This is a genomic window from Anaerobacillus sp. MEB173 (assembly GCF_052119505.1).
Classification (GTDB): Bacteria; Bacillota; Bacilli; order Bacillales; family JBJMAU01; genus JBJMAU01.
Genome location: NZ_JBJMAU010000002.1, coordinates 168181 through 189300, shown reverse-complemented (window position 1 = coordinate 189300; position 21120 = coordinate 168181). Strand labels below are relative to the sequence as shown.

The window sequence follows — 21120 nt, the reverse complement described above, 5'->3', positions numbered from 1 at the left end:
AAATGAACAAAACAACATTTGTAGCAGGGCTGCTCGCTGGTGGTGAATCACGTCGTTTTGGGAAACCAAAGGCTTTTGTAGAATTTGAAGGCAAAACATTCTATGACAGAGCAGTTGAAGCGGTATTTCCTTATGTTACAACCATTATTATTGTTAGTCATCCAACATTAAGAGAACGTTTCTGTGCAAATGAAACGGTAGAAGTCATTGAAGATCGCAATGATATCAAAGGAAAAGGTCCACTTGCGGGAATTGCTTCTGTTATGGATGCCTATTCCTCCAAATGGTATATCATTCTTCCTTGTGATATGCCACTTATTGATTCACAAATTATAAACATCTTAACATCAATTGCCAAAACAGATAATCAGTATGATGCAATTGTCCCTAAGGTAGATGGTAAAATCCAGCCGTTAGTTGGGATTTACCATCAGCGCTGTAAGGATTATATTGAAAAAATGCTAAGAAATAACATACATAAGGTATCAGATTTATTGGATGAGCTGCATGTTTGTTATGTTGAAAAAGAGGATTTATCAAAAAGATCTGAGCGTTTTAATAACATTAATACAATTGAAGACTATAGGAAACTACAGTCTTTATGGAGGAATACAAATGGATAAACAGTTTGAACGCTATTCAAGGCAGATGTTATTTAGTCCAATCGGCAAAGAAGGTCAACAGCAACTCGCTCACAAAAAGGTGTTAATCGTTGGAATGGGAGCGCTTGGAACAGTATTAGCGAATCATCTTGTTCGAGCTGGGATTGGCCATGTTCGTTTTGTGGACCGTGATTATGTAGAAAAAAGTAATTTGCAACGGCAAATGCTTTTTGATGAAGAGGATGTTATTGCTTCTCACCCAAAGGCTGTTGCTGCCGAGCAAAAACTAAGAAAAATTAATTCAGATGTTACAGTTGAAGGAATTGTTGCAGATGTTACAGTTCAAAACATTGAAAAGTTAATCGATGGTGTTGATTTAGTGCTGGATGGAACTGACAATTTTCAAACACGTTTTTTAATTAATGATGCGTGCTATAAATTTGGCATTCCTTTTGTCTACGGTGGAGCCGTCAGTTCTCGGGGAATGTCGGCTATTTTTATACCGGGTAAGACGCCATGTTTACGATGTTTTATTGGAGGCGGTGACACGAGCGGGCAAACATGTGATACGATCGGTGTCATTTCACCAGTCGTTGACATTGTCGCTTCTTTTCAAGTGGTAGAAGCACTTAAATTTTTAGTTGGTGATCAATCAGCACAGAGGACAAGCCTTTTAACCTTTGATGTTTGGAAGCATCATATGTATGAAATGAAATTTTCTGCACCAAAACAAGACTGCCCGACATGTCAAAGAAAAGAATATCCAGCACTTACTGCACAGGCTGAAGACCAGATTACCTCCTTATGTGGAAGAGAAACCGTTCAAATACAAATAGGAGAAACACTTGACTTAGAGTTGTGGGCAGAACGTCTTAAGGTGGTTGCTCAAGTAACGAAGACACCTTTTTTAATTCGTGCTGAACTACCCGAAGGAGAACGGTTAGTGTTATTCCCAGATGGTAGAACACTTGTCCAAGGGACAGAAGATGTGACGAGAGCGAAAACTCTGTATGCAAGATATATAGGTTTATAAGCGGGGACGCATCAGGTTAAAAAAAATCACCAGTGAAGATAGCTGGTGATTTTTTTTATGCAGAACAAATTTTCGGAATTAATCCACTTTTTTGCTATATTCGAAAAATAAATTGACGTTTATTTAGAAGTAGCTTATGATCAGAATAGGTTATTTTACTTAAACGCACAAAAGCATAAAAGCGAAAAAGAGTTATTTTAGTAGAGAAAATAGTGAGTAGAGAGAAAAGCAGAGAAAAATAAGGGGTACAATTGATGAAAAAAAAACCAAGCCTAGTCACGGCACTAATTATTTTACTCGGAATCTTGACGATCATAACGTATAGTATTTTTATATTACAAACTGAGCCGCATATTCCGTTAGTGATCTGTATTGTATTATTGGCGATCATTGCGATGGTCATTTACGGTCATAGATGGGATGATGTTGAAAAGGGGCTAATAAGTGGAATTAAGATAGGACTTAAACCGATATTAATCTTAGCTCTAGTAGGAATGGTTATCGCCGTCTGGATGATGAGTGGTACAGTTCCGACATTATTGCATATCGGGTTTACCGTAATTTCACCAGAATGGTTCGCACTTAGTGCTCTATTTATATGTATTCTCGTATCGAGCTTCACTGGAAGTTCGTTCACAACAATTGGAACTGTAGGTGTAGCTTTAATGGGGATCGGAGTAGGGCTCGGTATCCACCCTGGGTTAGCTGCGGGAGCAATCATTTCCGGGGCTTGTTTCGGTGATAAAATGTCGCCGTTATCAGATACAACAAACTTTGCACCAGGTATCGTTAATGTTGATTTATTTTCCCATATACGTCATTTGTTATGGACGACAATACCGAGTTTAATTGTAACAGTTATTTTGTTTAGTTTTCTTGGGAGAAAGAATGGAGAAACAGTTGCTCTTACAGATATTGAACAGGCAAAGCTAGCGTTAACGACTAACTTTGAGCTAAGCTGGTTAACATTACTCTCCCCATTGCTTGTTTTTATTTTTGCCATAAATCGCAGACCGACAATTCCCGTTTTGGTGATTGGTATCGTCTCGGGGATTATCACAGCCCTCATGATCCAAACAAATATTACAATGATCGATTGGTTAACCGTTCTCCAACGCGGTTTTTCAATTGAGACTGGTAATGATGTAGTCGATGGAATTGTAAACCGTGGTGGGTTGCAATCAATGATGTGGTCTATATCACTGATCATGATTGCCCTTGGTCTAGGGGGAGTAATTCAAGCAATTGGAATTATTGATGCTTTTATTGATGGTCTGAAACATCGATTGAACCACCGTGGGCATCTAATTGCTTCAACGGCTGGAACATCAATTGGAGTAAATGTATTAACAGGAGAACAATATTTATCTATTTTACTTCCTGGACAGAACTTTAAACCATTTTATGAAAAGATGAACCTTCACCCGAAGAACCTTTCAAGAACAGTTGAGGATGCCGGTACATTAGTCAATCCATTAATTCCGTGGGGGGTAAGTGGTGCCTTTTTTTACAGTACATTGGGAGTTCCGGTTATCGACTATGCTCCGTATGCCTTTTTCTTGTTGTTATCACCATTGTTTACTATTTTATTTGGATACCTAGGAATTGGAATTGCGATATTAAAAAGGGATGGATAAAATCAGCATAATTATGAAAAATAAAAGCGAGGGAGGAATGTAAAATGTTAAGTCGTTTAATCTCGCTTTTTACATTAGTCGTAACAGTTACAATGGTTTATCGCTACCGTTATCGAATGATGAATCTTCTCTTAGGTACAAGATGGATTCGGAGTTTATTAATTTCTGGAACAATGCAAATCCCAGGATTACGTGAGCGATTAATGAGTAGAATGGTACCCTTTTAATACAACATGATAAAGCAATGAATGGTTCTGGTATTGCATGTACCGGAACCTTTTTACTTCTATGCCTATGTCATACATAGAAAAAATAGGAAGAACTGATATAATAGGATGTAAAAGATGAGGTGGGCAGATGCGTTGGAACTGTGTCTTTTTTGATTTAGATAATACGTTGTTTAGTCATGAAGAAGCGTTTGAAAAAGCAATTCATTATTGCTTTCATAAATTTCGAAATAAATGGAATCGAGAGGTGGCAGCAGACGATTGGTTTCCAGTCTTTAAAAAATATAGCGATATGTATTGGGATTTATTTGAAAAAAAAGAGTTGAGCGCTTTAGAATATCGCCGTCTACGTTATCAGGCTACTTTAAAAGACTTCGCAATTATAAGCTCTGCAGAGGAAGCAGATGAGTTTCATCGTTTATATTATGATGTGGTCGATGATTTCAGTGAGCCTTACCCGGGTTTAGTTGATCTATTGACGGCTTTAACGAATGTTCAAATTCCGATTGGCATTATTACAAACGGAACGGTGGATACACAGTATAACAAAATTGAAAAATTAGGGATTCAATCATTCTTTTCACCAAACTGTATTTTTATCTCTGAAGAGTTTCAGGTTGCTAAGCCAAGCAGGGAAATTTTTGATTTAGCATTGAAGACAATCTGTAATAATGACAATATAAAACCACTTTTTGTAGGAGATTCATGGGAGCATGATATCATTGGGGCGATAAATGCTGGATGGGATGCAATCTATTTGAATACTAGAAATAAAGAACCAAACTCTCAACATCGACCTGTTGCAAAATGTCGGTCATTAAAAGAAGTGGCTGAGGTTTTATATAAAGAAAACCGGTTGAAAGGGTGAGGGACATGGATGTATTGCAACAAGATGTTCAGTTTTGGCACCTCGTCCATCATCTTGTAATTCAAGAAAAATTTCGAGTTATAGAAATTAGTCCAAGTCAGCGCGAAGTGTGGTTAGAGCAGGAAGGGAAACGAAATGGTGCTGTACTTCGATTGATAAGAACAGATATTGATTGGAGTAATTGGTTACGAACTGATATTGAAAAAGTAAAAGGAAAATGCGATCTGTTACGAAGACAAATGGGGAGACGGTCTGCCATTTGTTATAATATTTATATTTCAACATACGCTCCTGTTGATTCTTGGGAACATCTTGTTGATGAACCGGTTTATACAGGAAAGAAAAATCAGACAGTAATACATACCATGTTAATGGATCATGAACAGATTTCTCCTTTAATGGAGAAGCTTTTTCATTCTTTATCCCTTCCGTTACCTTCATCTCAACCATCAATAGAAGGTATGATGGATGAGCAATATGAGCTTTCTTTGAAAAATCAAGTTATCACTGAAGCAGAAACAAGATTAAAAGAGGAAAAACAGCTCTTTACGTATGGAAAGCCTTTATTTACGTCGATATTAATGGGAATTATTTTCTTTATGTTTCTACTGCTCGAATATGTCGGAAGCAGTACAAGTACACTAACTTTAATTGAATTTGGAGCTAAATATAATCCGCTTATAATAGAAGGTGAATGGTGGAGACTATTTACAGCAATGTTTCTGCATATTGGCGTTCTTCATCTGATTATGAATTCGCTTGCCCTTTTTTATTTAGGAAGTATCGTTGAACGAATATACGGAACATCCCGCTTTATTATTATTTATTTTGTAGCAGGATTGTTTGGTTCGATTGCTAGTTTTGTGTTTAATACAAACATAGCTGCAGGAGCATCTGGAGCCATTTTTGGCTGTTTTGGAGCCCTTCTTTATTTTGGTGTGATTCACCGAACATTATTTTTCCGTACAATGGGTATGAGTGTTATTTTCATTTTAATGCTTAACTTAACGTTAGGCTTTACGATTCCAATGATTGATAACGGTGCTCATATTGGAGGGTTAATCGGAGGTTTTTTTGCCTCGAGCTTTGTCCATTTGCCATTGCATAGGAAACGCCTTCGACAAATCGTCTTCTTTCTCTTAACAATGATCATTATGGTCACATTATTTATATATGGCTATACAAATGATCAGAGTAAGGGATCATTAGCAAATGTGCAAGTTGCTCAGGAAATGTTAATGCGGGTCGATCAAGAGGACCTTAACAATGACGACATTCACCGAGCATATCGCTTACTTTTGGATGCTGTTGATCATGGTGTTGATCTCCCAGAGAGTTATTTTCTGCTTGCATATGCAGAAGCACAACTTGGGTTGTTTGAAGACGCTAAAGATCATTTGCAAATTACAATTGAAAAACGGCCTTCATTTCATGAGGCTTATTATAACTTAGCTTTGATTTATGTTGAATTTCATCAATTAGAGGAGGCCCTAGCATCTGTTGAACGGGCCATCCAAATTGAAAATGATGATTTATATGAGACGCTTCGTACAAGAATTCTAGAAAATCTAGAATGAAAGGTTTCGTAAAATTTGAACCTTCTCACCGTCAATAGTTTGAAATAGAACGATAAAGTGACTGCCGGTATGATGAATGAGTATGAGGGGGATTGAGCTGCCAATGGGACTAATTGTTGTCCCATTATTTTTTTTGACTCCTAAAAAGTAATCTTTATATAGTGACTCCCATAGTGCGCCAATGATGATTGTACTCTGTTCATGATTCAAGTTCATGAGAGGCTCATCGTTATGTTGGTGCAATTGAGTTAATGGGATAAGTTCATATTTGTCAGTCGGTATATTATAAAAAGTAAGTAATTGTTGCCATATGTGCTGAAGCTGTTGATTTAATATATTGTCAAGTAGCTTCTTCCCCTCGATATCCTGACTGTTTTTTGGTTGACGAAATGATTGCAAAGGACTCAAAGGCGAATCAATAATATAAATTTCGTCGTAACTCATTTGTTGTCTGCTCTTAATTAGATCGTCTGGATAATGGTTTTCAGAGTGGTGGAAGCTAATGGCCTCGAAATGCCCGCTATCTTCACCTTTAATTTCTTTTTTGTTATAAAGAGATTCACTATTCTCTTCCCAAGAACTCATTGTATCCCTTAGACGGCCATCCTCAAAGAGTAAGGAAATATCATGTCGTAAATAGGTTAGTTGATCGAGCGAGGAGGATAATTCCCATTTTAATGTATATTCATCTTCATCGTCTAAGTGAAGAAGTGATAATGTTGTTATTGCTGTTAAATAAGAGACATCTTCATCAACCGGAAAAGAGATTAATGTTTCCCTAAGTGCTGTAGGTTTGTTTATATATAAACTGCCGATTAATCCAATAAAAATTCCTAATAAAAATAGTAAAACGATTATAGTTTTTTTCATATTCTCCCCCCTCGTACTAGGACAGCTTCTTTTTGAACTGTATGAGAATAAGTAAAAAAATATAACGGGTATATTAGTTAAAAGTTGAAAGTTAAAAGCTGAAAGCGCACTTTTGGCAGTGATGGTATGTTTATGAAGCGACATACATGTTCTATCGATTATTAAGCATAATAAAACGTGACTAAAAAAAGTATGAGGTAGGACGTCCATTGCTGAAACAAAGGAGGCGGATTCATGGGAGAATCAAAAATCCAAAAACCTGTATCAAGCGTCTATCATGAAAATACAAAATATCTTGATCAGGAACTGGCCGTAGATAAAAGTTTTGATTTAATAAAAATTGAATTTGAATATGCCAATCGTAATATGGCTTTATATTTGGTCGATGGATTTGCAAAAGATGAATCATTAACTCAAATTCAAAGAGAATTATTAGTTCTAAGAGAAGAAGATTTAGAGGCGGACGCCTTAAAAAAATTAATCAAGACAAAAATTCCATATATTGAGCTTGATACAGCTGACGATTTAGAAGTGGTTGTTGACCAAGTATTAGCGGGCCCTTGTGCTTTGGTTGTTGATGGAATTGACAAAGTGATTCTTATGGACACTAGAACATATCCAGTACGAGGACCTGAGGAGCCTGATACAGAACAGGTTATTCGAGGCTCAAAGGATGGCTTTGTTGAAACGATCGTTATGAATACCGCTCTTATTCGACGCAGGGTGCGTGATCGCTCATTTCGAGTGGAATATATGACCGTTGGGAGAAGATCAAAGTCAGATTTAAGCTTGCTTTATTTAGAAGATATTGCAGATCCAACCGTAGTGAACAAAATCAAACAGGCGATCGAAAAAATTGATACAGACGGGTTACCAATGGCAGATAAAACCATTGAAGAGTTTGTCTTCGGGCAACATTGGAATCCTTATCCCCTCGTTCGATATACAGAGAGACCGGATGTAGCAGCTTCTCATTTATTTGAAGGGCATGTCATTATTGTTGTTGACGGTTCACCAAGTGTTATGATTGCACCAACATCATTTTGGCATCATTTACAGCATGCTGAGGAATATCGTCAAAAACCTATTGTGGGGGCTGGACTTCGCTTTGTACGTTTTGTCGCTGTGTTTGTATCGATTTTTCTAATGCCATTATGGTATTTACTTGCTACGAATGAGGCATTATTACCTGAGCAAATTTCCTATATAGGAACCGATGACCCTGGAGCGATTCCACTGCTTGCCCAATTCTTAATTGCAGAAGTAGGGATTGAGATGCTAAGAATGGCGGCCATTCATACACCTTCAGCTCTAGCGACGGCATTAGGGTTGGTTGCGGCGATTTTAATTGGGGAGGTTGCCATTGAAGTAGGATGGTTTACTCATGAGGTTATTTTATATATTGCCATTGCAGCAGTCGGTTCATTTGCCACACCTAGTTATGAGATGAGCTTAGCGAATCGTACAGTCAGGGTAGGGTTACTTATTTTAACGGGTGTATTTAATGTTGCTGGTTATGTTATTGGATCATTACTGTGGCTGTTATTATTAGTAAGTATGAAAGCGATAAATACTCCATATTTCTGGCCGTTCTTACCTTTTTCTTACAGAGGATTTCGAGATATCTTGATCAGATCGCCAATTCCGTTAAAAAATCGTCGGCCAAGCGCTATTCATCCAAAAGACACGACGAGATAATGAGTAAAAAGTTAAAAGTGCAAGAAAAAAAGCCATCTCTGGCTTTTTTTCTTACTACTCTAATTCGTAGAGGTCATCTTTGATGAATATTTCTTGGGTGGAGTCCAGGGCTTTTGTGCTTGCTAATACAAGGCCAATTGGTGTTTCGCTGTCAACAGTGACGATAGTGAATGGGATCTTGTTTTTATTCGCTTCCTGTATGTAATCGGCATACATTGAGTAAGGAAGCTCTCCATTAAGCAGTAATTGAACATCACTGTTTGTTTTCATAATCGAGATGGCTTCATTATACATTTTTTTATGTGCAACTTGTCTTTTAGTTAATGCAAGATAGATCCGTTCTTCGATAGTATTCAGATACATTCTCCGCTCATCAGGTTTTATTTCCGGCGTACCATAGATACCGTGTTTTAATGTTTCTTCGATTTTATTCTGACTCAAGTCACTCACCCTATCTTATCAAAAAGTAATTAATACGTATTTCTAGTCCTTAATATAAACAACCCTTCATAAAGTATTACAAAGATTATCCTTATTGATGCTCTTTTTGAAACTGGGGGGATATAGATTGACATTTGTTTTGTTCATTTTATTTATCATAGGATTAGGGTTTGGCATAGGTGGAATGTTAATATCTAGACGAACTGTTCCGCAAGTTTATATTTTACTATCAATTGCGATCCTATTTTTGTTTCTCGGTTATATCGGCATATTACTAGGGAACTTTATGTTTTCATGGCTGGCAAACAGCATTCTTCATATCATGATTGGAATCTTTTTGATTTTATTTGTTATATTTTTACTGCTTCAATTTCATCCGGTTTTGGGGTTTTTCCACGGGAATGGAAAATTACAGTGGGTGATTTTGTTTTTATTATTTTTATTAGTAGGGATGGATTTTTCGAAACTAGAACTCTCTAATTGGTTTATTATTATCATCGGCCTTCTATTTCTAATTGCAATGATGTTAGGGGCAAATATGATTTATCGGTTAGTTAGTCAAATGCGCAGCCATTCAAATGTCATTTTTCTTCCTGCACTATTTTTAATTTTTCTAGGCATTCTTAAATTATTATAATAGAATGATGATAAAGTACACAAAGAAAGTAAAGGTAAATTTATCAATTAGGTGAGATGAATGCAAACATTTTATGATGTTCAACAGCTTTTAAAACAATTTGGAACGATTATTTATACAGGGGATCGAACGAACGATCTAATCTTAATGGAAGAAGAAATCAGGGAGTTATTTGAATGGAAAATGATTGATGTACAGCAATTTCAAAAAGCCATATTAATTATTCGAAACGAAGCAAATCATCCATTTAAATTAACGTGATTTCATTGGTTGAATGGTTTAGTAATAATGATCATTCTTCATTTCGACCAGTCATATATATCCTAAAATAGAGGATAGAAGTGGAGGGGATGTCATGAAGGTCACCGTTCGCCAAGGGGATACATTATGGTATTATAGCCAATTGTTTTCTCTCCCATTTCGTTTAGTCTTAGATTCAAACCGTGATTTAAATCAAAACCAGTTATTTGTAGGCCAGCAAGTGAATATCCCAGGGTATTGGTTGTTAACCTATTCGATTCGCCGTGGTGATACACTTTGGGGAATTGCGAGAAATAGGGGGATACCATTAGATGCCCTATTGTTATTGAATCAAGCAGTAAAGCCAAATGCACTCTATATCGGACAATCAATTGTCATCCCTGAACGAGTGACCACAGCGATTGTTAACGGAAGGCAAGCCTATGATTATCGGACAATGATGCGAGATTTAGGGACACTAATAGAGATTTATCCATTTATGGTGTATGAGAGTATTGGAAATTCAGTCATAGGCAAGGAAATTCCAGAAGTCCGTATTGGCAGCGGGAACAAACGGGTCCACCTAAATGGTTCATTTCATGCTCATGAATGGATTACAACGCCAATACTCATGAAAACATTAAATGAGTATCTGCTTTCTTTAACAAATGGAACGAATATAAGAGGCTTGGTTATGTCCCCTTATTATGAAGATGTAACACTATCGATGGTTCCAATGGTTAATCCTGATTGTGTTGATTTAGTTCTACATGGTGCCTCAGTGGCAGGACCATATGAGAATGATGTACTTTCTATAAATGCCGGGGTGGAGAATTTCTCGAATTGGAAAGCAAATATTCGAGGTGTTGATTTAAACAATCAATATCCTGCTCTTTGGGAGATAGAAGCCCGACGTAAAGAACAATGTCCGGCACCTAGAGATTACCCGGGGTCAGCACCATTAACAGAACCTGAAGCTGTTGCAATGGCTGATTTAACCCAAAGGAGGAACTTTCATCGAGTGCTTGCTTACCATACTCAAGGAAAGGTGATTTTTTGGGGATATCAGGGCTTGGAACCACCAGAATCTAAAATAATTGTCAATGAATTTTCAAGAGTAAGTGGTTATCGCGAGGTACAATACACAGACAGCTTTGCAGGATATAAAGATTGGTTTATCCAAGAGTGGCGACGTCCTGGTTTTACAGTCGAATTAGGCAGAGGTGTGAATCCTTTGCCATTATCTCAATTCGATGAAATGTATGAAGAAAACCTTGGTATATTCTTAGCAAGTTTATATTTGTAAGAGACTGTGAATGAGCAGTCTCTTTTTTCTATTTTCACTCCTACATAATTGTACAAAAGGGGAAAAAATGAGATAATGAATGCTCGAATGAACATCATTTTTAGTGGGGGAAAAGATGGCTAAACGTGTACTATCAAGTACTCTATTCATTAATAACGATAGTATTCAACAATTCAAAAGCATTACATTATTAGTAATCATGATCACTGTTTTTATTTCAATTACTGGCTGTGAGCAATCACAACGAAAGGTAAAGTTTGCTAATGAACGTCACGTTCACCTTATTGAAAAAAGTAAAATACCGGCATCTTTTTTCAAAAGGAAGACCATCTATCCATTGGTTGTAAACTCCTACAGCTTTGTTGAAATTAGTGAGTGGTTCAATGATGAGTCCATCCTTTATTTAAAGGATGAAAACGGGGTATCTTATTTGCAAAAGTATCATTTGTTTTCAGGAACCGATACGCTGTTCTTTGAAATAAAAGACCCTATTTTAGAAGTCATGGCCAATAATGACTATAGTTTATTTGCGATTAAAGTAATTCCAATCAATGGACCTTCACCATTATACATTGTTGATAAAGAGGGGCAAGTACAATTTACATTTGATGAGATTGGAGAGGAATTTGAGTTAATATGGAATAACTACGATTCAAATGAGTTAATCGTAGCGTCCTATACATCGGATTGGATACCACAGCTTTACCAAATTCATGTGAGTGATCAAAAAGTTCACAAACTTCCATTAATGCAAGGATTTGTTCAATGGATTGGGAAAAATGACGTTGCCTATTTAGATTGGGACGATGCAGGGTTAAGCTATTTTGCTCCTTTATACACATATGATATAAAACATGCTGAACAAAAACTATGGCTCAATGATATTATTGCTATGTTTTCATTAGGCGACAATTTGTTATTAACCATTTCTGTTGAAGAAACATCGGACAAGCACTCGTTATATACATTTTTTGATATCAATAGCAGGAATGTTGTTTCGACAATGAAAGTTCCAATCTTAAACACGTATTCAAGTCAGTGGTGGATTCCATTTCATGTCTATGATAAATTGACCAATGATTTTTTCTATTTTAAGCCATATTATGCAGATAATATTATTGATTATGAAGAAGGCTATCAGCTCATTTCGTATAATATCAAGACAAAAGAGCAGCATGTTGTTACTGAGGTGAATGAACAGTACCCAGTTAAACTTTCTCCAAGTGGGAAGTGGCTACTCTATGGACAAAGAAAAGAACAGTTAGTAGATTTGTCTAACAAAAGTGTTGTAACACTTGTTGAATTGTAAGAGATGAGTGAGCGGTCATACGTCTTCACGGACGGTTTCCTTGCGCTTTTTATAAATTCTGTCATAATAGGGGATAGTAAATAATTTTATAAGTAAAGACTAGGGGTGCCGACTTTTATAAGCAGGCTGAGAAAAAGAGGAATCTTTTACCCTTGAACCTGATCTGGGCTATACCAGCGTAGGAAAGTCGACAAATGTAACAGTTGCCGTAATCCGCGTTGGATTGCGGTTTTGTCTTATTTGCAACGATGATATTAACGAAAGTAGGGATTGTATTCATGAAGGATTTTAAATTATATGCGATTACTGGTGAAGAATTTCATCCAGGCAAAGATCTTATCGCAGTAATGGAAGAAGCAATACTAGGCGGAGTTGACATTATTCAGCTTCGTGATAAAAAAAGCAGCAAACGTGATGTGTTAGAAAAGGCACGTAAATTAAAAGAACTAACAAAAAAACATGGAGTTACATTCATCGTTAATGATCATATTGATGTGGCATTAGCAGTTGATGCAGATGGGATTCATATCGGTCAAGACGATTTACCTCTTTCTGAAGCCCGTAAAATTGTAGGGGAAGATAAGATTATTGGTATATCGACTCATGCAATTGAAGAGGCAAGAGAGGCAGAAAAGAACGGAGCAGACTATATTGGTGTTGGACCTGTCTTTCATACAAAGAGTAAGGTTGATGTTGTCGACCCTGTTACGACAGAGTATGTTAAACAAGTAGCAAATGAGATAAAAATCCCGTTTGTTGCGATTGGTGGAATTAAGCTCCATAATGTTGAGCAAGTGTTAAATGCCGGGGCAACAAGAATTTGTGCAATCAGTGAAATTGTTGGCAGTGAAGATATTAAAGGGACATGTGAGGCATTCATAAAAAAGATCAACCGTGAGGCGAATTAATCATGAATATCATTGTTAATGGTGAAAAGAAACAAATAGATGTCAAAACATTGGAAGATGTTGTAAAACACTTTGGATTAGAAAAAAACCTCGTTGTGACTGAAGTGAATGGGGAAATTATTGAAAGAGACCAATGGACAACAACTGAAGTAACTGAAGGTATGAAAATAGAGTTAGTCCATTTTGTAGGTGGAGGTTGATACGATAATGAACAAAAGTGATAAGTTAATGATCGGTGGAAAAGAACTGTCATCAAGATTTTTCCTGGGAACAGGACGTTACCCTAATCCATTTGTACAAAACCAAGCAATTGAAGCATCAGGTGCAGAAGTGTTAACCTTTGCTATACGACGTGTAAATCTCGATGAGCCAGAAGAAGATGCAATCCTCCAACATTTAGAAGGAAAAACATTTACTTATTTGCCAAATACGTCAGGTGCGAAAAATGCGGAAGAAGCTGTTCGAATTGCACGACTTGCAAAGGCCTCTGGAATTAGTAATTGGATTAAAGTCGAAATCAGTGTAAATGAAAGAACGCTTCTTCCTGACCCGATCGAAACATTAAAAGCGACTGAAATTCTTGCAAATGAAGGGTTCGTTGTACTCCCATATACCTCTGATGACCCGGTTCTATGTAAACGATTAGAAGAAGCAGGAGCGGCTGCTGTTATGCCTGGCGGAGCACCAATTGGGACGGGATTAGGAATTTTAAATCCTTATAATCTTTCTTTAATCGTTGAAGAGGCAAAAGTGCCGATTATCATCGATGCCGGACTCGGTTCAGCACAAGATGTGGTACAAGCTATGGAACTAGGTGCTGACGGAGTATTAATGAATACCCCTGTTGCCAAAGCAAAGGACCCCGTAAAAATGGCGATGGCTATGAAAGCAGCAATTGAAGCAGGCAGGCTTTCTTATCTTGCGGGTAGGATAAGCAAAAAACGTTATGCTACAGCAAGTAGTGGATTTGAAAACTTTATTGTAAAGTAAAGAGACAAGAAAAATAGAAAAGCTATGCAAACTTAATATAGAAAGTGTGAGTGTGTTGCAAGAGCATGTAATTATTTTAGGGGGAGGAGTTATTGGTCTCGCAACAGCATTTGAACTTCAACGGCGCGGTCATCAAGTAACCGTGTTAGAAAAAGTTCAATGTGGCGGCCAAGCTTCTGGAGCAGCAGCTGGTATGCTTGCACCTTATTCTGAAATTGGTGAAGATGTTGATGATTTCTTTGACCTTTGTTTGGCTAGTTTGAAATTGTATCCTGACTGGCAACGTGAAGTAAAAGCAGTATCCAAACAAGACTTTGAATATTCAAACTCAGGAAGTTTGCATGCTGTGTTTCATGAAGCCGATTTGTTGGGGCTTGAGGCTAGACAGCGCTGGCAACGTGAGTTTGGTGCTGAAGCCCACATTCTTGAAGGGGCAGTATTACAGAAAATCGAACCAGAATTAACGGATCAAGTCATTGCTGCAATGTATTACCCAGAGGAAAGTCATATTTATGCTCCTGATTATGTTAAGGCACTGGAAACTGCGTGTCGCAACAGCAGCGTAAGAATTTATGATCAGCTTGAGGAAGTAACCGTGAAACAATGGAAAGAGCAAATTATACTGCAATCAAAAGACGGACGAAAATTCACTGGTGACCGATTAGTGATTTGCTCTGGAGCATGGTCACAAGAGTTGGAGGGAACTTTTGGAATACGTATTCCTGTATACCCTATTCGTGGACAAATATGTGCTTACGAAATTCCTGTGCCTAAAGTGAAGCATATTATATTTTCAAGCCAAGGATATTTCGTACCAAAGGCAAATGGTTCTTTAGTGGCTGGCGCGTCTGAAGATATTGCGGGATTTAAGACAGATATTACTGAAAAAGGGATAGCCAGATTGGAAAATTGGACTAAAAAAGTATTTCCATTTCTCTCCTCTAAACAACCATTTCATAAATGGGCTGGGCTAAGGCCAGCAACACAAGACGGTTATCCACTACTTGGAAAATTAGCCAATGACCCGCAAATTATCTTTGCTACGGGACATTATCGTAATGGAATACTACTAAGTCCAGTTACTGCCCATGCAGTAGCGGATCTTATTGAAAACAAGAAAGAACAAGTGCGTTTAACTAGCTTTCATCCAGAACGATTTAACTAGTACATCAGGAGGTAGTACGATGGCAATAGCAAAAGCATTAACGATTGCTGGCTCTGATTGTGGGGGAGGAGCAGGCATTCAGGCAGATCTTAAAACTTTTCAAGAACGTGATGTATTTGGAATGAGTGTCATCACCGCATTAACTGCTCAAAATACACTTGGAGTTCATGGTGTTTATCCGCAATCATTAGAAGCGATTGAAGCACAAATTGATGCAGTATTATCAGATATTGGTGCAGATGCGATTAAGACAGGGATGTTATTTTCAACAGATATTATTCGTTTAGTCTCCAGGAAATTAAAACAATATGATGGAAAAAATATCGTTATTGACCCTGTCATGATTGCAAAAGGCGGAGCACCGCTTCTCCAAAAAGAAGCGACAGAAGCACTAATCAATGAATTACTGCCACTGGCAACGGTCATTACACCAAATTTACCAGAAGCATCAGAAATTCTGGGGGGAATAGAAATCACGACAATTAAACAAATGGAAGAGGTAGCAAGAGAGATTCAAGCGCTAGGTCCAAATTATGTCGTCTTAAAAGGCGGTCATTTAGAAGGTGAAGATGCTATAGATGTTTTATATGACGGCTCTGAGATTTTGCATTTACCAACAAAGCGAATTGAAACAAGTCATACACATGGAACAGGATGTACGTTTGCAGCCGCAATTACTGCGGAATTAGCAAAAGGTCAAAAGATAACTGACGCAGTTCAAGTGGCCAAAGCTTTTATAACAGAAGCAATCTCTGACTCATTGAATATTGGAGGCGGAATTGGACCAACGAATCACTCTGCTTACAGAATGAAACGAGAAAAAGCAATCTAAAGAAGGGAACGAATTGTCCCCTTCTTTTTCTATGAATAGGTATAAAAATAAAATTATAATTTGCTATAATAGTTTTATTGCGATGTATAATCACATCGTAAATATCTGCAATCTAGATTACATACTGGAGGAGAAAAAAGATGGGTATTAACAAATGGCAGTGGATTCTGCCAGGTATTTTAATGATTTTTATCTTTTATAGTGGATACCAATACATTAATGAAAGTGAATCTTTTTCAAATGAGGATATTCAAAACTTAATTGTTGCATCTGTTGAAGCAGAACAAATCAATGAGCAAATGATTGAAATCACGGGGAAATGGGATTGGTCAGAGTTGCCAAAAGAAGGGTTGTTAGGTGATGATTATATAGGGGTTACCGTTTTTGAAGAAGATCAGCCTATGGATGGTGAACGTTTCAGTGAGAGTATGTTGGTTTTATACCATCGTGATAAGCCAATTTATGAGGTTGAAGGTCAAGCTGTTAAAAATGGGGTAGTGTTTTCCTTCCCAACAAAAATGGTCGAAGAGGGGATCTATGGTAATGAGGGGGAAGTGAAGCTGCAATTACAAATTAGTAAAAATAGCTTTTCTTCGACCAAAGTTTCGATGACATATTTACACACTTGGACTGAACATGAAGGCTTACAAATCGAGGATTCCCGTTTTCAATCACCACAGTTTTTGAATGTCAATGGAGATGACGAAGTTCCGTATTGGATTATTGAACGTTTAAGTACTATAAATTAGGAGGTAAAGGTAGGCGATAAAATTGATTAGAGGATTATCTTATCAGAAGGGCGTTTTTTTTATTGGAAAACGAAATATCGCCTGTGCATATGATAAGAATGGAAAAATTGTTGAATGGGTGTTACCTCTTAGTATTAAGTCGATACTAAAAGTGTTTTCCCAGGTTTTATTTTCGATGCCTATCGGATTCCTGCTTTTTACAATCATTTTCTTTTCATGTATTTTTGTTCCAAAATGGTTTGATTTTGGATGGGATGGTTTTCCTTATTATTTTGTTTTTTATTATATGTTTGGTACACATTTTATTTTTCCGGCTCAATTACGAAAGTATCATGGTGCTGAACATAAAGTGTTTAGTTATAATGGGATTAAATCATTAGGATATCTTAAACGGATACAAAAGGCGGCTATAACTAATAAACATTGTTCTACAAATACGGTTGTAATCTATTTCAGCTCAGTTGTATTATTAGCAATAATGTTTTCAATGTATAAGAGTAATGCGGATGCCGTTCAATGGGCATCCTATAGTGCTTTAGGAATGACAATGGTTATAAATTTTGTTCTTCATAAAAAAGGATGTCGATGGTTAACTGCATATGTACTATCTGTTTCCTATTTTTTACAAAAACACGTAACAACTTCAGAGCCTGACCACGTCCATATGAAAACAGCGATTCGTTCCTATCGATGTTTAGCAAAAGTTGAATTTCCTGAACGCTTAAAGTTTTCAAAGAAAAGAGAGGTTAAAAACATGGCGATTGTAGATATTACGATTATTCCTATTGGAACAAAAACAGCAAGTGTAAGTGAATATGTTGCTGATATCCATAGGGTGTTGCAAACATATAATGACAAAGTTACATATCAACTCACACCGATGAGTACAATCATTGAAGGAGAGCTTCCTGTTTTATTTGAAATTATTCAAGCTCTTCATGAAGTACCATTTAAAGCAGGGGTTGACCGTGTGGCAACGAACATTCGAATTGATGACCGGAGAGATAAGCAGTTGAAGATGGATGAAAAGTTAAAAAGTGTAGAAGAGAAATTATTGATGGATGACTATCATTAAAAAAAGAACCTGCTTAATATAAAGCAGGTTCTTTTTTTATTAGTGTGCTATTGGTGCACCAGTTCCAGTTGTAATAAGCGAGATGATTGTCATTACTGAAAACCAACCGAATACTGCAAATGAAACTGCAGCGAAACCAAATGCAAAGAAGTTCTTTCTGCGTAATTCTCGTACAACTGCAAGTCCGCAGAGAATGGCCACTAAAAGAAATAGTATCGACAGTACCATGAATAATCCTCCTTATGTATATGTTTTACCCAGAATACGTCCAGTCTTATTATACTAGTTATTGGGGAATGTTTCACTATTAATTTTGACAATGTTAGCAGAATTATTCCTCTATGTAAACAGTTTGGACGTTTAATTGTCTTTATTTTACCCCTTTTAAATTTTTTTGTCGAGATATAGTTTGTTGTTAGTTACTCGTATAAAAACTGTATTTAGTGTAGAATAAAAATTGTGTAAAAATTGGTATTGGAGGCGAGCAAATGGATGTAAAACAAATCCCATTAGGACCATTGCAAACAAATGCGTATGTATTAATAAATGATAAAAAAGAGGCTGTAATATTTGATCCGGGCGGGGATGGAGAGAAGCTGAATCATTGGTTGGAAGCAGAAGGGATAAAACCAATAGCAGTTATTTTAACTCATGCTCATTTTGACCATATTGGAGCAGTAGATGATATTCGGGAAAAATGGGGTATTGAAGTGTATATGCATCACTTGGAAAAGGAATGGTTAGGCGATGCATCCAAAAATGGCTCAGCTTTATTTATGATGGGTGAAGCAGTTGAGGTAAAAGATGCTGACCATTTTATTGAAGAGGAAGGGAATCTTGAGATCGGATCATTCACATTTGTTGTACTTGAAACTCCAGGTCACTCTCCAGGAAGCATATCGTTATATCATAAAGAAAGTGGTGTTGTTTTCGCCGGGGATGTTCTTTTTTATGGAAGCATTGGCCGTACAGATCTGCCTGGTGGAAGCTATGAAACATTAATTAACAGCATTAACGAGAAGCTAATGGATTTACCTGAAGAGACAATCGTTGCCTGTGGACACGGACCACAAACAACAATCCGAAGAGAAATGGACACAAACCCGTTTTTGAATGGAATGTAATTAGTTTAGAGTTGAAAGTTTAGAGTTGAAAGTTTAGAGTTTAGAGTTATTTTTTAAAAATTTCATTAAAGAACTTCACTGATTAACCTGAATACTTTTAACTCTACACTCTAAACTCTACATTCTAAACTAAAAGTGTATTTTTCTAAGAAGTTTGTGGCATGCTAACATTTATTATTCCATTTATTGTACAAGGAGGAATATGATGTTACTTGCTACAACGGTGTTTGGGATGACGGTTGGTGCATGGACTTTAATAATGGTAATCTTTAGTTTTATGGGTACTGCACTATTAATTTATTTGTGGGCAAAAAAAGATGGTCAGTTTGATGATGTTGAAGGAATAAAATATCGAATGCTCCACGAGGAATTTAATAATAATTGGGATGTTAAGCACGATGACTAATGGTTGTCGTGTTTTTTATTTTAGTTTGAAAGAACCAATAAAAGAAGCCTTCAATATGAAGGCTTCTTTAGAGGGGAGTTAATCGTATCATAAATGAACACTGAGGGAGGGGGAGCTCCCATAGATCATTTGTTACTTTATTAAGTATCATTATAAAATATGTTAAACACTATGTCAACAGTGTTTAAATGTTTTTGTGATAAATTTCACTGCAATGTTCAGTAAAATGCTAAACAATCAAAAATTAAGTATAATCATATATAAGTAACTCGTTTAAGGAGTAGAACAAAGATGAAAAAACATATCATTTCACTGATCAATCAAGAACAAGATGGCAAAATAACGTATGCGAAGTACATCGAAGAAGTTTTATATCATCCTGATAAAGGGTATTACATGAAAGAGAAACAAAAGGTTGGAAAGGAAGGCGACTTTTATACAAGCAGTTCTATACATAGTGTGTTTGGGAATATATTTGCAAAAGTTTTCTTGGAGGTTATCGAAAAAGAACAATTACCGTTTGTCGTTTGTGAGGTAGGAGGAGGAGATGGACGCTTTGCGAAGGCAGTGATGGAAGAATGGGAAAGGATATGTGAAACTAAACTTACCTACTATATTGTAGAAAGCAGCGCATATCACCGGAAAATACAAAGAAATGCACTCGTTAATTTTCCTCATGTTCAACAATATGAATCATTAGAAAAATTAAAAAAAGACATTCCTTCATTTAATGGAATTATTTTTTCAAATGAGTTATTTGATGCATTTCCGGTACATGTAGTTGAAAAGAATCATCAGCAAATTGAGGAAGTATTTGTAACTGTAGACGATTTTGGAGAATTAGGAGAAATAAAAAAACAATGTGAAAATCAACGTGTACTGCAATGGTTACAAAACTACGGTCCAAAATTAAAAGAAGGTCAAAGAATCGAAGTGCCTTTGTACATGAACGATTGGATAAAAGGAGTATCACAGTGGATTGATAAGGGTGTTATGATAACGATAGACTACGGTTATACAAAAGATGAGTGGCAACAGCCTGAGAGAATGGATGGCAGTTTAAGAGGGTATTATCAGCATAAATTAATTAACAATCCACTATTGTATCCAGGAGAGATGGATGTAACGAGCCATATCCATTTGGATGCAATAATGCAACTTGGAGAAGGAGTAGGTTTCTCGACTTTTGTTTTTACAACACAAAATCGATTTTTGTTAGCAGCAGGGATTTTAAACTATTTACAAGAAAATTATGATCCTAACCCTTTTTCAGAAAAAAGTAAGCGCAATAGGGCAATACGTTCATTAATTATGGACGGAAGTATGAGTTCATCATTTCATGTCATTGTCCAAGGAAAGAATATAGAGGGAAACTACTCGTTTATCAATAGTGAATATTTAAAATAAGCATCAAAAAAAGACGATG

The 21120-nt window shown here is 36.7% G+C and carries 24 protein-coding genes and 1 riboswitch; of the genes, 21 read left to right on the top strand and 3 right to left on the bottom strand.

Going from position 1 to position 21120, the window contains the following annotated elements; translation table 11 throughout:
* The first annotated feature begins 2 nt into the window (after positions 1–2).
* The 6 genes from ACJ2A9_RS05375 (at position 3) to ACJ2A9_RS05350 (ending at position 5944) form a co-directional block, all read left to right on the top strand.
* The gene (locus tag ACJ2A9_RS05375; RefSeq protein ID WP_441420594.1) at positions 3–623 is read left to right on the top strand and encodes a molybdenum cofactor guanylyltransferase; all 621 of its coding nucleotides are present in this window, start codon (positions 3–5) and stop codon (positions 621–623) included.
* Positions 616–1635: a ThiF family adenylyltransferase gene (locus ACJ2A9_RS05370; RefSeq protein WP_441420593.1), complete on the top strand. Its 1020-nt coding sequence runs from the start codon at positions 616–618 to the stop codon at positions 1633–1635. The genes ACJ2A9_RS05375 and ACJ2A9_RS05370 overlap by 8 nt, the downstream gene beginning before the upstream one ends.
* Positions 1636–1889: 254 nt before the next feature.
* Positions 1890–3272: a Na+/H+ antiporter NhaC gene (nhaC, locus tag ACJ2A9_RS05365; protein ID WP_441420592.1), complete on the top strand. Its 1383-nt coding sequence runs from the start codon at positions 1890–1892 to the stop codon at positions 3270–3272.
* Positions 3273–3316: 44 nt separating this feature from the next.
* Positions 3317–3499 carry a sodium:proton antiporter gene (locus ACJ2A9_RS05360; RefSeq protein WP_441420591.1) on the top strand — a complete coding sequence of 61 codons (183 nt, stop codon included), beginning with the start codon at positions 3317–3319 and terminating at the stop codon, positions 3497–3499.
* Positions 3500–3629: 130 nt separating this feature from the next.
* Complete coding sequence (locus tag ACJ2A9_RS05355; protein WP_441420590.1) at positions 3630–4367, top strand: HAD family hydrolase; 738 nt, start codon at positions 3630–3632, stop codon at positions 4365–4367.
* Positions 4368–4372: 5 nt separating this feature from the next.
* Complete coding sequence (locus ACJ2A9_RS05350) at positions 4373–5944, top strand: rhomboid family intramembrane serine protease (RefSeq protein ID WP_441420589.1); 1572 nt, start codon at positions 4373–4375, stop codon at positions 5942–5944.
* On the opposite strand, the gene ACJ2A9_RS05345 is transcribed toward ACJ2A9_RS05350, so the two are convergent.
* Entirely contained in the window at positions 5936–6814 is an 879-nt protein-coding gene (locus tag ACJ2A9_RS05345; protein WP_441420588.1) for a hypothetical protein, read from the bottom strand. The two genes, ACJ2A9_RS05350 and ACJ2A9_RS05345, sit on opposite strands and share 9 nt — an antisense overlap.
* Before the next feature lie 234 nt (positions 6815–7048).
* On the opposite strand from ACJ2A9_RS05345, the gene ACJ2A9_RS05340 reads away from it, so the two are divergent.
* Entirely contained in the window at positions 7049–8512 is a 1464-nt protein-coding gene (locus tag ACJ2A9_RS05340) for a spore germination protein (RefSeq protein WP_441420587.1), read from the top strand.
* 54 nt (positions 8513–8566) lie between these two features.
* Here the strand turns inward: ACJ2A9_RS05340 and ACJ2A9_RS05335 are convergent, their stop codons facing one another.
* Positions 8567–8953, bottom strand: coding sequence for a YueI family protein (locus tag ACJ2A9_RS05335; protein ID WP_441420586.1), 387 nt, complete (start codon positions 8951–8953; stop codon positions 8567–8569).
* A gap of 127 nt (positions 8954–9080) precedes the next feature.
* On the opposite strand from ACJ2A9_RS05335, the gene ACJ2A9_RS05330 reads away from it, so the two are divergent.
* The 11 genes from ACJ2A9_RS05330 (at position 9081) to ACJ2A9_RS05280 (ending at position 18164) form a co-directional block, all read left to right on the top strand.
* Positions 9081–9590: a hypothetical protein gene (locus tag ACJ2A9_RS05330; RefSeq protein ID WP_441420585.1), complete on the top strand. Its 510-nt coding sequence runs from the start codon at positions 9081–9083 to the stop codon at positions 9588–9590.
* 60 nt (positions 9591–9650) lie between these two features.
* The gene (locus ACJ2A9_RS05325) at positions 9651–9851 is read left to right on the top strand and encodes a YqgQ family protein (protein WP_441420584.1); all 201 of its coding nucleotides are present in this window, start codon (positions 9651–9653) and stop codon (positions 9849–9851) included.
* Between the two features lie 94 nt (positions 9852–9945).
* Entirely contained in the window at positions 9946–11136 is a 1191-nt protein-coding gene (locus ACJ2A9_RS05320; RefSeq protein WP_441420583.1) for a M14 family metallopeptidase, read from the top strand.
* A gap of 115 nt (positions 11137–11251) precedes the next feature.
* A complete protein-coding gene (locus ACJ2A9_RS05315) occupies positions 11252–12445 on the top strand; it encodes a hypothetical protein (protein WP_441420582.1) in 1194 nt (397 codons plus the stop codon).
* Positions 12446–12536: 91 nt separating this feature from the next.
* Positions 12537–12647: riboswitch (TPP riboswitch) on the top strand.
* Between the two features lie 76 nt (positions 12648–12723).
* Positions 12724–13353 carry a thiamine phosphate synthase gene (gene thiE / locus ACJ2A9_RS05310; protein WP_441420581.1) on the top strand — a complete coding sequence of 210 codons (630 nt, stop codon included), beginning with the start codon at positions 12724–12726 and terminating at the stop codon, positions 13351–13353.
* Between the two features lie 2 nt (positions 13354–13355).
* Positions 13356–13553 (top strand): sulfur carrier protein ThiS, encoded by a 198-nt coding sequence (gene thiS, locus ACJ2A9_RS05305; protein ID WP_441420580.1) that lies wholly within the window; start codon positions 13356–13358, stop codon positions 13551–13553.
* Between the two features lie 7 nt (positions 13554–13560).
* The gene (locus ACJ2A9_RS05300) at positions 13561–14343 is read left to right on the top strand and encodes a thiazole synthase (protein ID WP_441420579.1); all 783 of its coding nucleotides are present in this window, start codon (positions 13561–13563) and stop codon (positions 14341–14343) included.
* 55 nt (positions 14344–14398) lie between these two features.
* On the top strand, positions 14399–15508 hold the full coding sequence (gene thiO, locus ACJ2A9_RS05295; RefSeq protein ID WP_441420578.1) for a glycine oxidase ThiO: 1110 nt from the start codon (positions 14399–14401) through the stop codon (positions 15506–15508).
* A 19-nt stretch (positions 15509–15527) separates the two neighbouring features.
* Positions 15528–16340, top strand: coding sequence for a bifunctional hydroxymethylpyrimidine kinase/phosphomethylpyrimidine kinase (gene thiD, locus ACJ2A9_RS05290; RefSeq protein ID WP_441420577.1), 813 nt, complete (start codon positions 15528–15530; stop codon positions 16338–16340).
* Positions 16341–16480: 140 nt separating this feature from the next.
* Positions 16481–17089, top strand: coding sequence for a hypothetical protein (locus ACJ2A9_RS05285; protein ID WP_441420576.1), 609 nt, complete (start codon positions 16481–16483; stop codon positions 17087–17089).
* Positions 17090–17111: 22 nt separating this feature from the next.
* Positions 17112–18164 carry an MTH1187 family thiamine-binding protein gene (locus ACJ2A9_RS05280; protein WP_441420575.1) on the top strand — a complete coding sequence of 351 codons (1053 nt, stop codon included), beginning with the start codon at positions 17112–17114 and terminating at the stop codon, positions 18162–18164.
* Positions 18165–18203: 39 nt separating this feature from the next.
* Here ACJ2A9_RS05280 and ACJ2A9_RS05275 read toward each other — a convergent pair whose 3' ends face one another.
* The gene (locus tag ACJ2A9_RS05275) at positions 18204–18392 is read right to left on the bottom strand and encodes a DUF2759 domain-containing protein (RefSeq protein ID WP_441420574.1); all 189 of its coding nucleotides are present in this window, start codon (positions 18390–18392) and stop codon (positions 18204–18206) included.
* Positions 18393–18652: 260 nt separating this feature from the next.
* Between ACJ2A9_RS05275 and ACJ2A9_RS05270 the strand changes: the two genes are divergently transcribed.
* The 3 genes from ACJ2A9_RS05270 to ACJ2A9_RS05260 all read left to right on the top strand — a co-directional run bounded on the left by ACJ2A9_RS05270 (position 18653) and on the right by ACJ2A9_RS05260 (position 21101).
* Complete coding sequence (locus ACJ2A9_RS05270) at positions 18653–19288, top strand: MBL fold metallo-hydrolase (RefSeq protein ID WP_441420573.1); 636 nt, start codon at positions 18653–18655, stop codon at positions 19286–19288.
* A 205-nt stretch (positions 19289–19493) separates the two neighbouring features.
* Positions 19494–19694, top strand: coding sequence for a cbb3-type cytochrome oxidase assembly protein CcoS (ccoS, locus tag ACJ2A9_RS05265; protein ID WP_441420572.1), 201 nt, complete (start codon positions 19494–19496; stop codon positions 19692–19694).
* 291 nt (positions 19695–19985) lie between these two features.
* Positions 19986–21101: a class I SAM-dependent methyltransferase gene (locus ACJ2A9_RS05260; RefSeq protein ID WP_441420571.1), complete on the top strand. Its 1116-nt coding sequence runs from the start codon at positions 19986–19988 to the stop codon at positions 21099–21101.
* Positions 21102–21120: the final 19 nt, after the last annotated feature.

What these genes read in the sequence shown, in the direction of transcription:
- ACJ2A9_RS05375 (WP_441420594.1), top strand. Translation starts at nt 3, where the DNA reads ATGAACAAAACAACATTTGTAGCAGGGCTGCTCGCTGGTGGTGAATCA.
- ACJ2A9_RS05370 (WP_441420593.1), top strand. Translation starts at nt 616, where the DNA reads ATGGATAAACAGTTTGAACGCTATTCAAGGCAGATGTTATTTAGTCCA.
- nhaC (WP_441420592.1), top strand. Translation starts at nt 1,890, where the DNA reads ATGAAAAAAAAACCAAGCCTAGTCACGGCACTAATTATTTTACTCGGA.
- ACJ2A9_RS05360 (WP_441420591.1), top strand. Translation starts at nt 3,317, where the DNA reads ATGTTAAGTCGTTTAATCTCGCTTTTTACATTAGTCGTAACAGTTACA.
- ACJ2A9_RS05355 (WP_441420590.1), top strand. Translation starts at nt 3,630, where the DNA reads ATGCGTTGGAACTGTGTCTTTTTTGATTTAGATAATACGTTGTTTAGT.
- ACJ2A9_RS05350 (WP_441420589.1), top strand. Translation starts at nt 4,373, where the DNA reads ATGGATGTATTGCAACAAGATGTTCAGTTTTGGCACCTCGTCCATCAT.
- ACJ2A9_RS05345 (WP_441420588.1), bottom strand. Translation starts at nt 6,814, where the DNA reads ATGAAAAAAACTATAATCGTTTTACTATTTTTATTAGGAATTTTTATT.
- ACJ2A9_RS05340 (WP_441420587.1), top strand. Translation starts at nt 7,049, where the DNA reads ATGGGAGAATCAAAAATCCAAAAACCTGTATCAAGCGTCTATCATGAA.
- ACJ2A9_RS05325 (WP_441420584.1), top strand. Translation starts at nt 9,651, where the DNA reads ATGCAAACATTTTATGATGTTCAACAGCTTTTAAAACAATTTGGAACG.
- ACJ2A9_RS05320 (WP_441420583.1), top strand. Translation starts at nt 9,946, where the DNA reads ATGAAGGTCACCGTTCGCCAAGGGGATACATTATGGTATTATAGCCAA.
- ACJ2A9_RS05315 (WP_441420582.1), top strand. Translation starts at nt 11,252, where the DNA reads ATGGCTAAACGTGTACTATCAAGTACTCTATTCATTAATAACGATAGT.
- thiE (WP_441420581.1), top strand. Translation starts at nt 12,724, where the DNA reads ATGAAGGATTTTAAATTATATGCGATTACTGGTGAAGAATTTCATCCA.
- thiS (WP_441420580.1), top strand. Translation starts at nt 13,356, where the DNA reads ATGAATATCATTGTTAATGGTGAAAAGAAACAAATAGATGTCAAAACA.
- ACJ2A9_RS05300 (WP_441420579.1), top strand. Translation starts at nt 13,561, where the DNA reads ATGAACAAAAGTGATAAGTTAATGATCGGTGGAAAAGAACTGTCATCA.
- thiD (WP_441420577.1), top strand. Translation starts at nt 15,528, where the DNA reads ATGGCAATAGCAAAAGCATTAACGATTGCTGGCTCTGATTGTGGGGGA.
- ACJ2A9_RS05285 (WP_441420576.1), top strand. Translation starts at nt 16,481, where the DNA reads ATGGGTATTAACAAATGGCAGTGGATTCTGCCAGGTATTTTAATGATT.
- ACJ2A9_RS05275 (WP_441420574.1), bottom strand. Translation starts at nt 18,392, where the DNA reads ATGGTACTGTCGATACTATTTCTTTTAGTGGCCATTCTCTGCGGACTT.
- ACJ2A9_RS05270 (WP_441420573.1), top strand. Translation starts at nt 18,653, where the DNA reads ATGGATGTAAAACAAATCCCATTAGGACCATTGCAAACAAATGCGTAT.
- ccoS (WP_441420572.1), top strand. Translation starts at nt 19,494, where the DNA reads ATGTTACTTGCTACAACGGTGTTTGGGATGACGGTTGGTGCATGGACT.
- ACJ2A9_RS05260 (WP_441420571.1), top strand. Translation starts at nt 19,986, where the DNA reads ATGAAAAAACATATCATTTCACTGATCAATCAAGAACAAGATGGCAAA.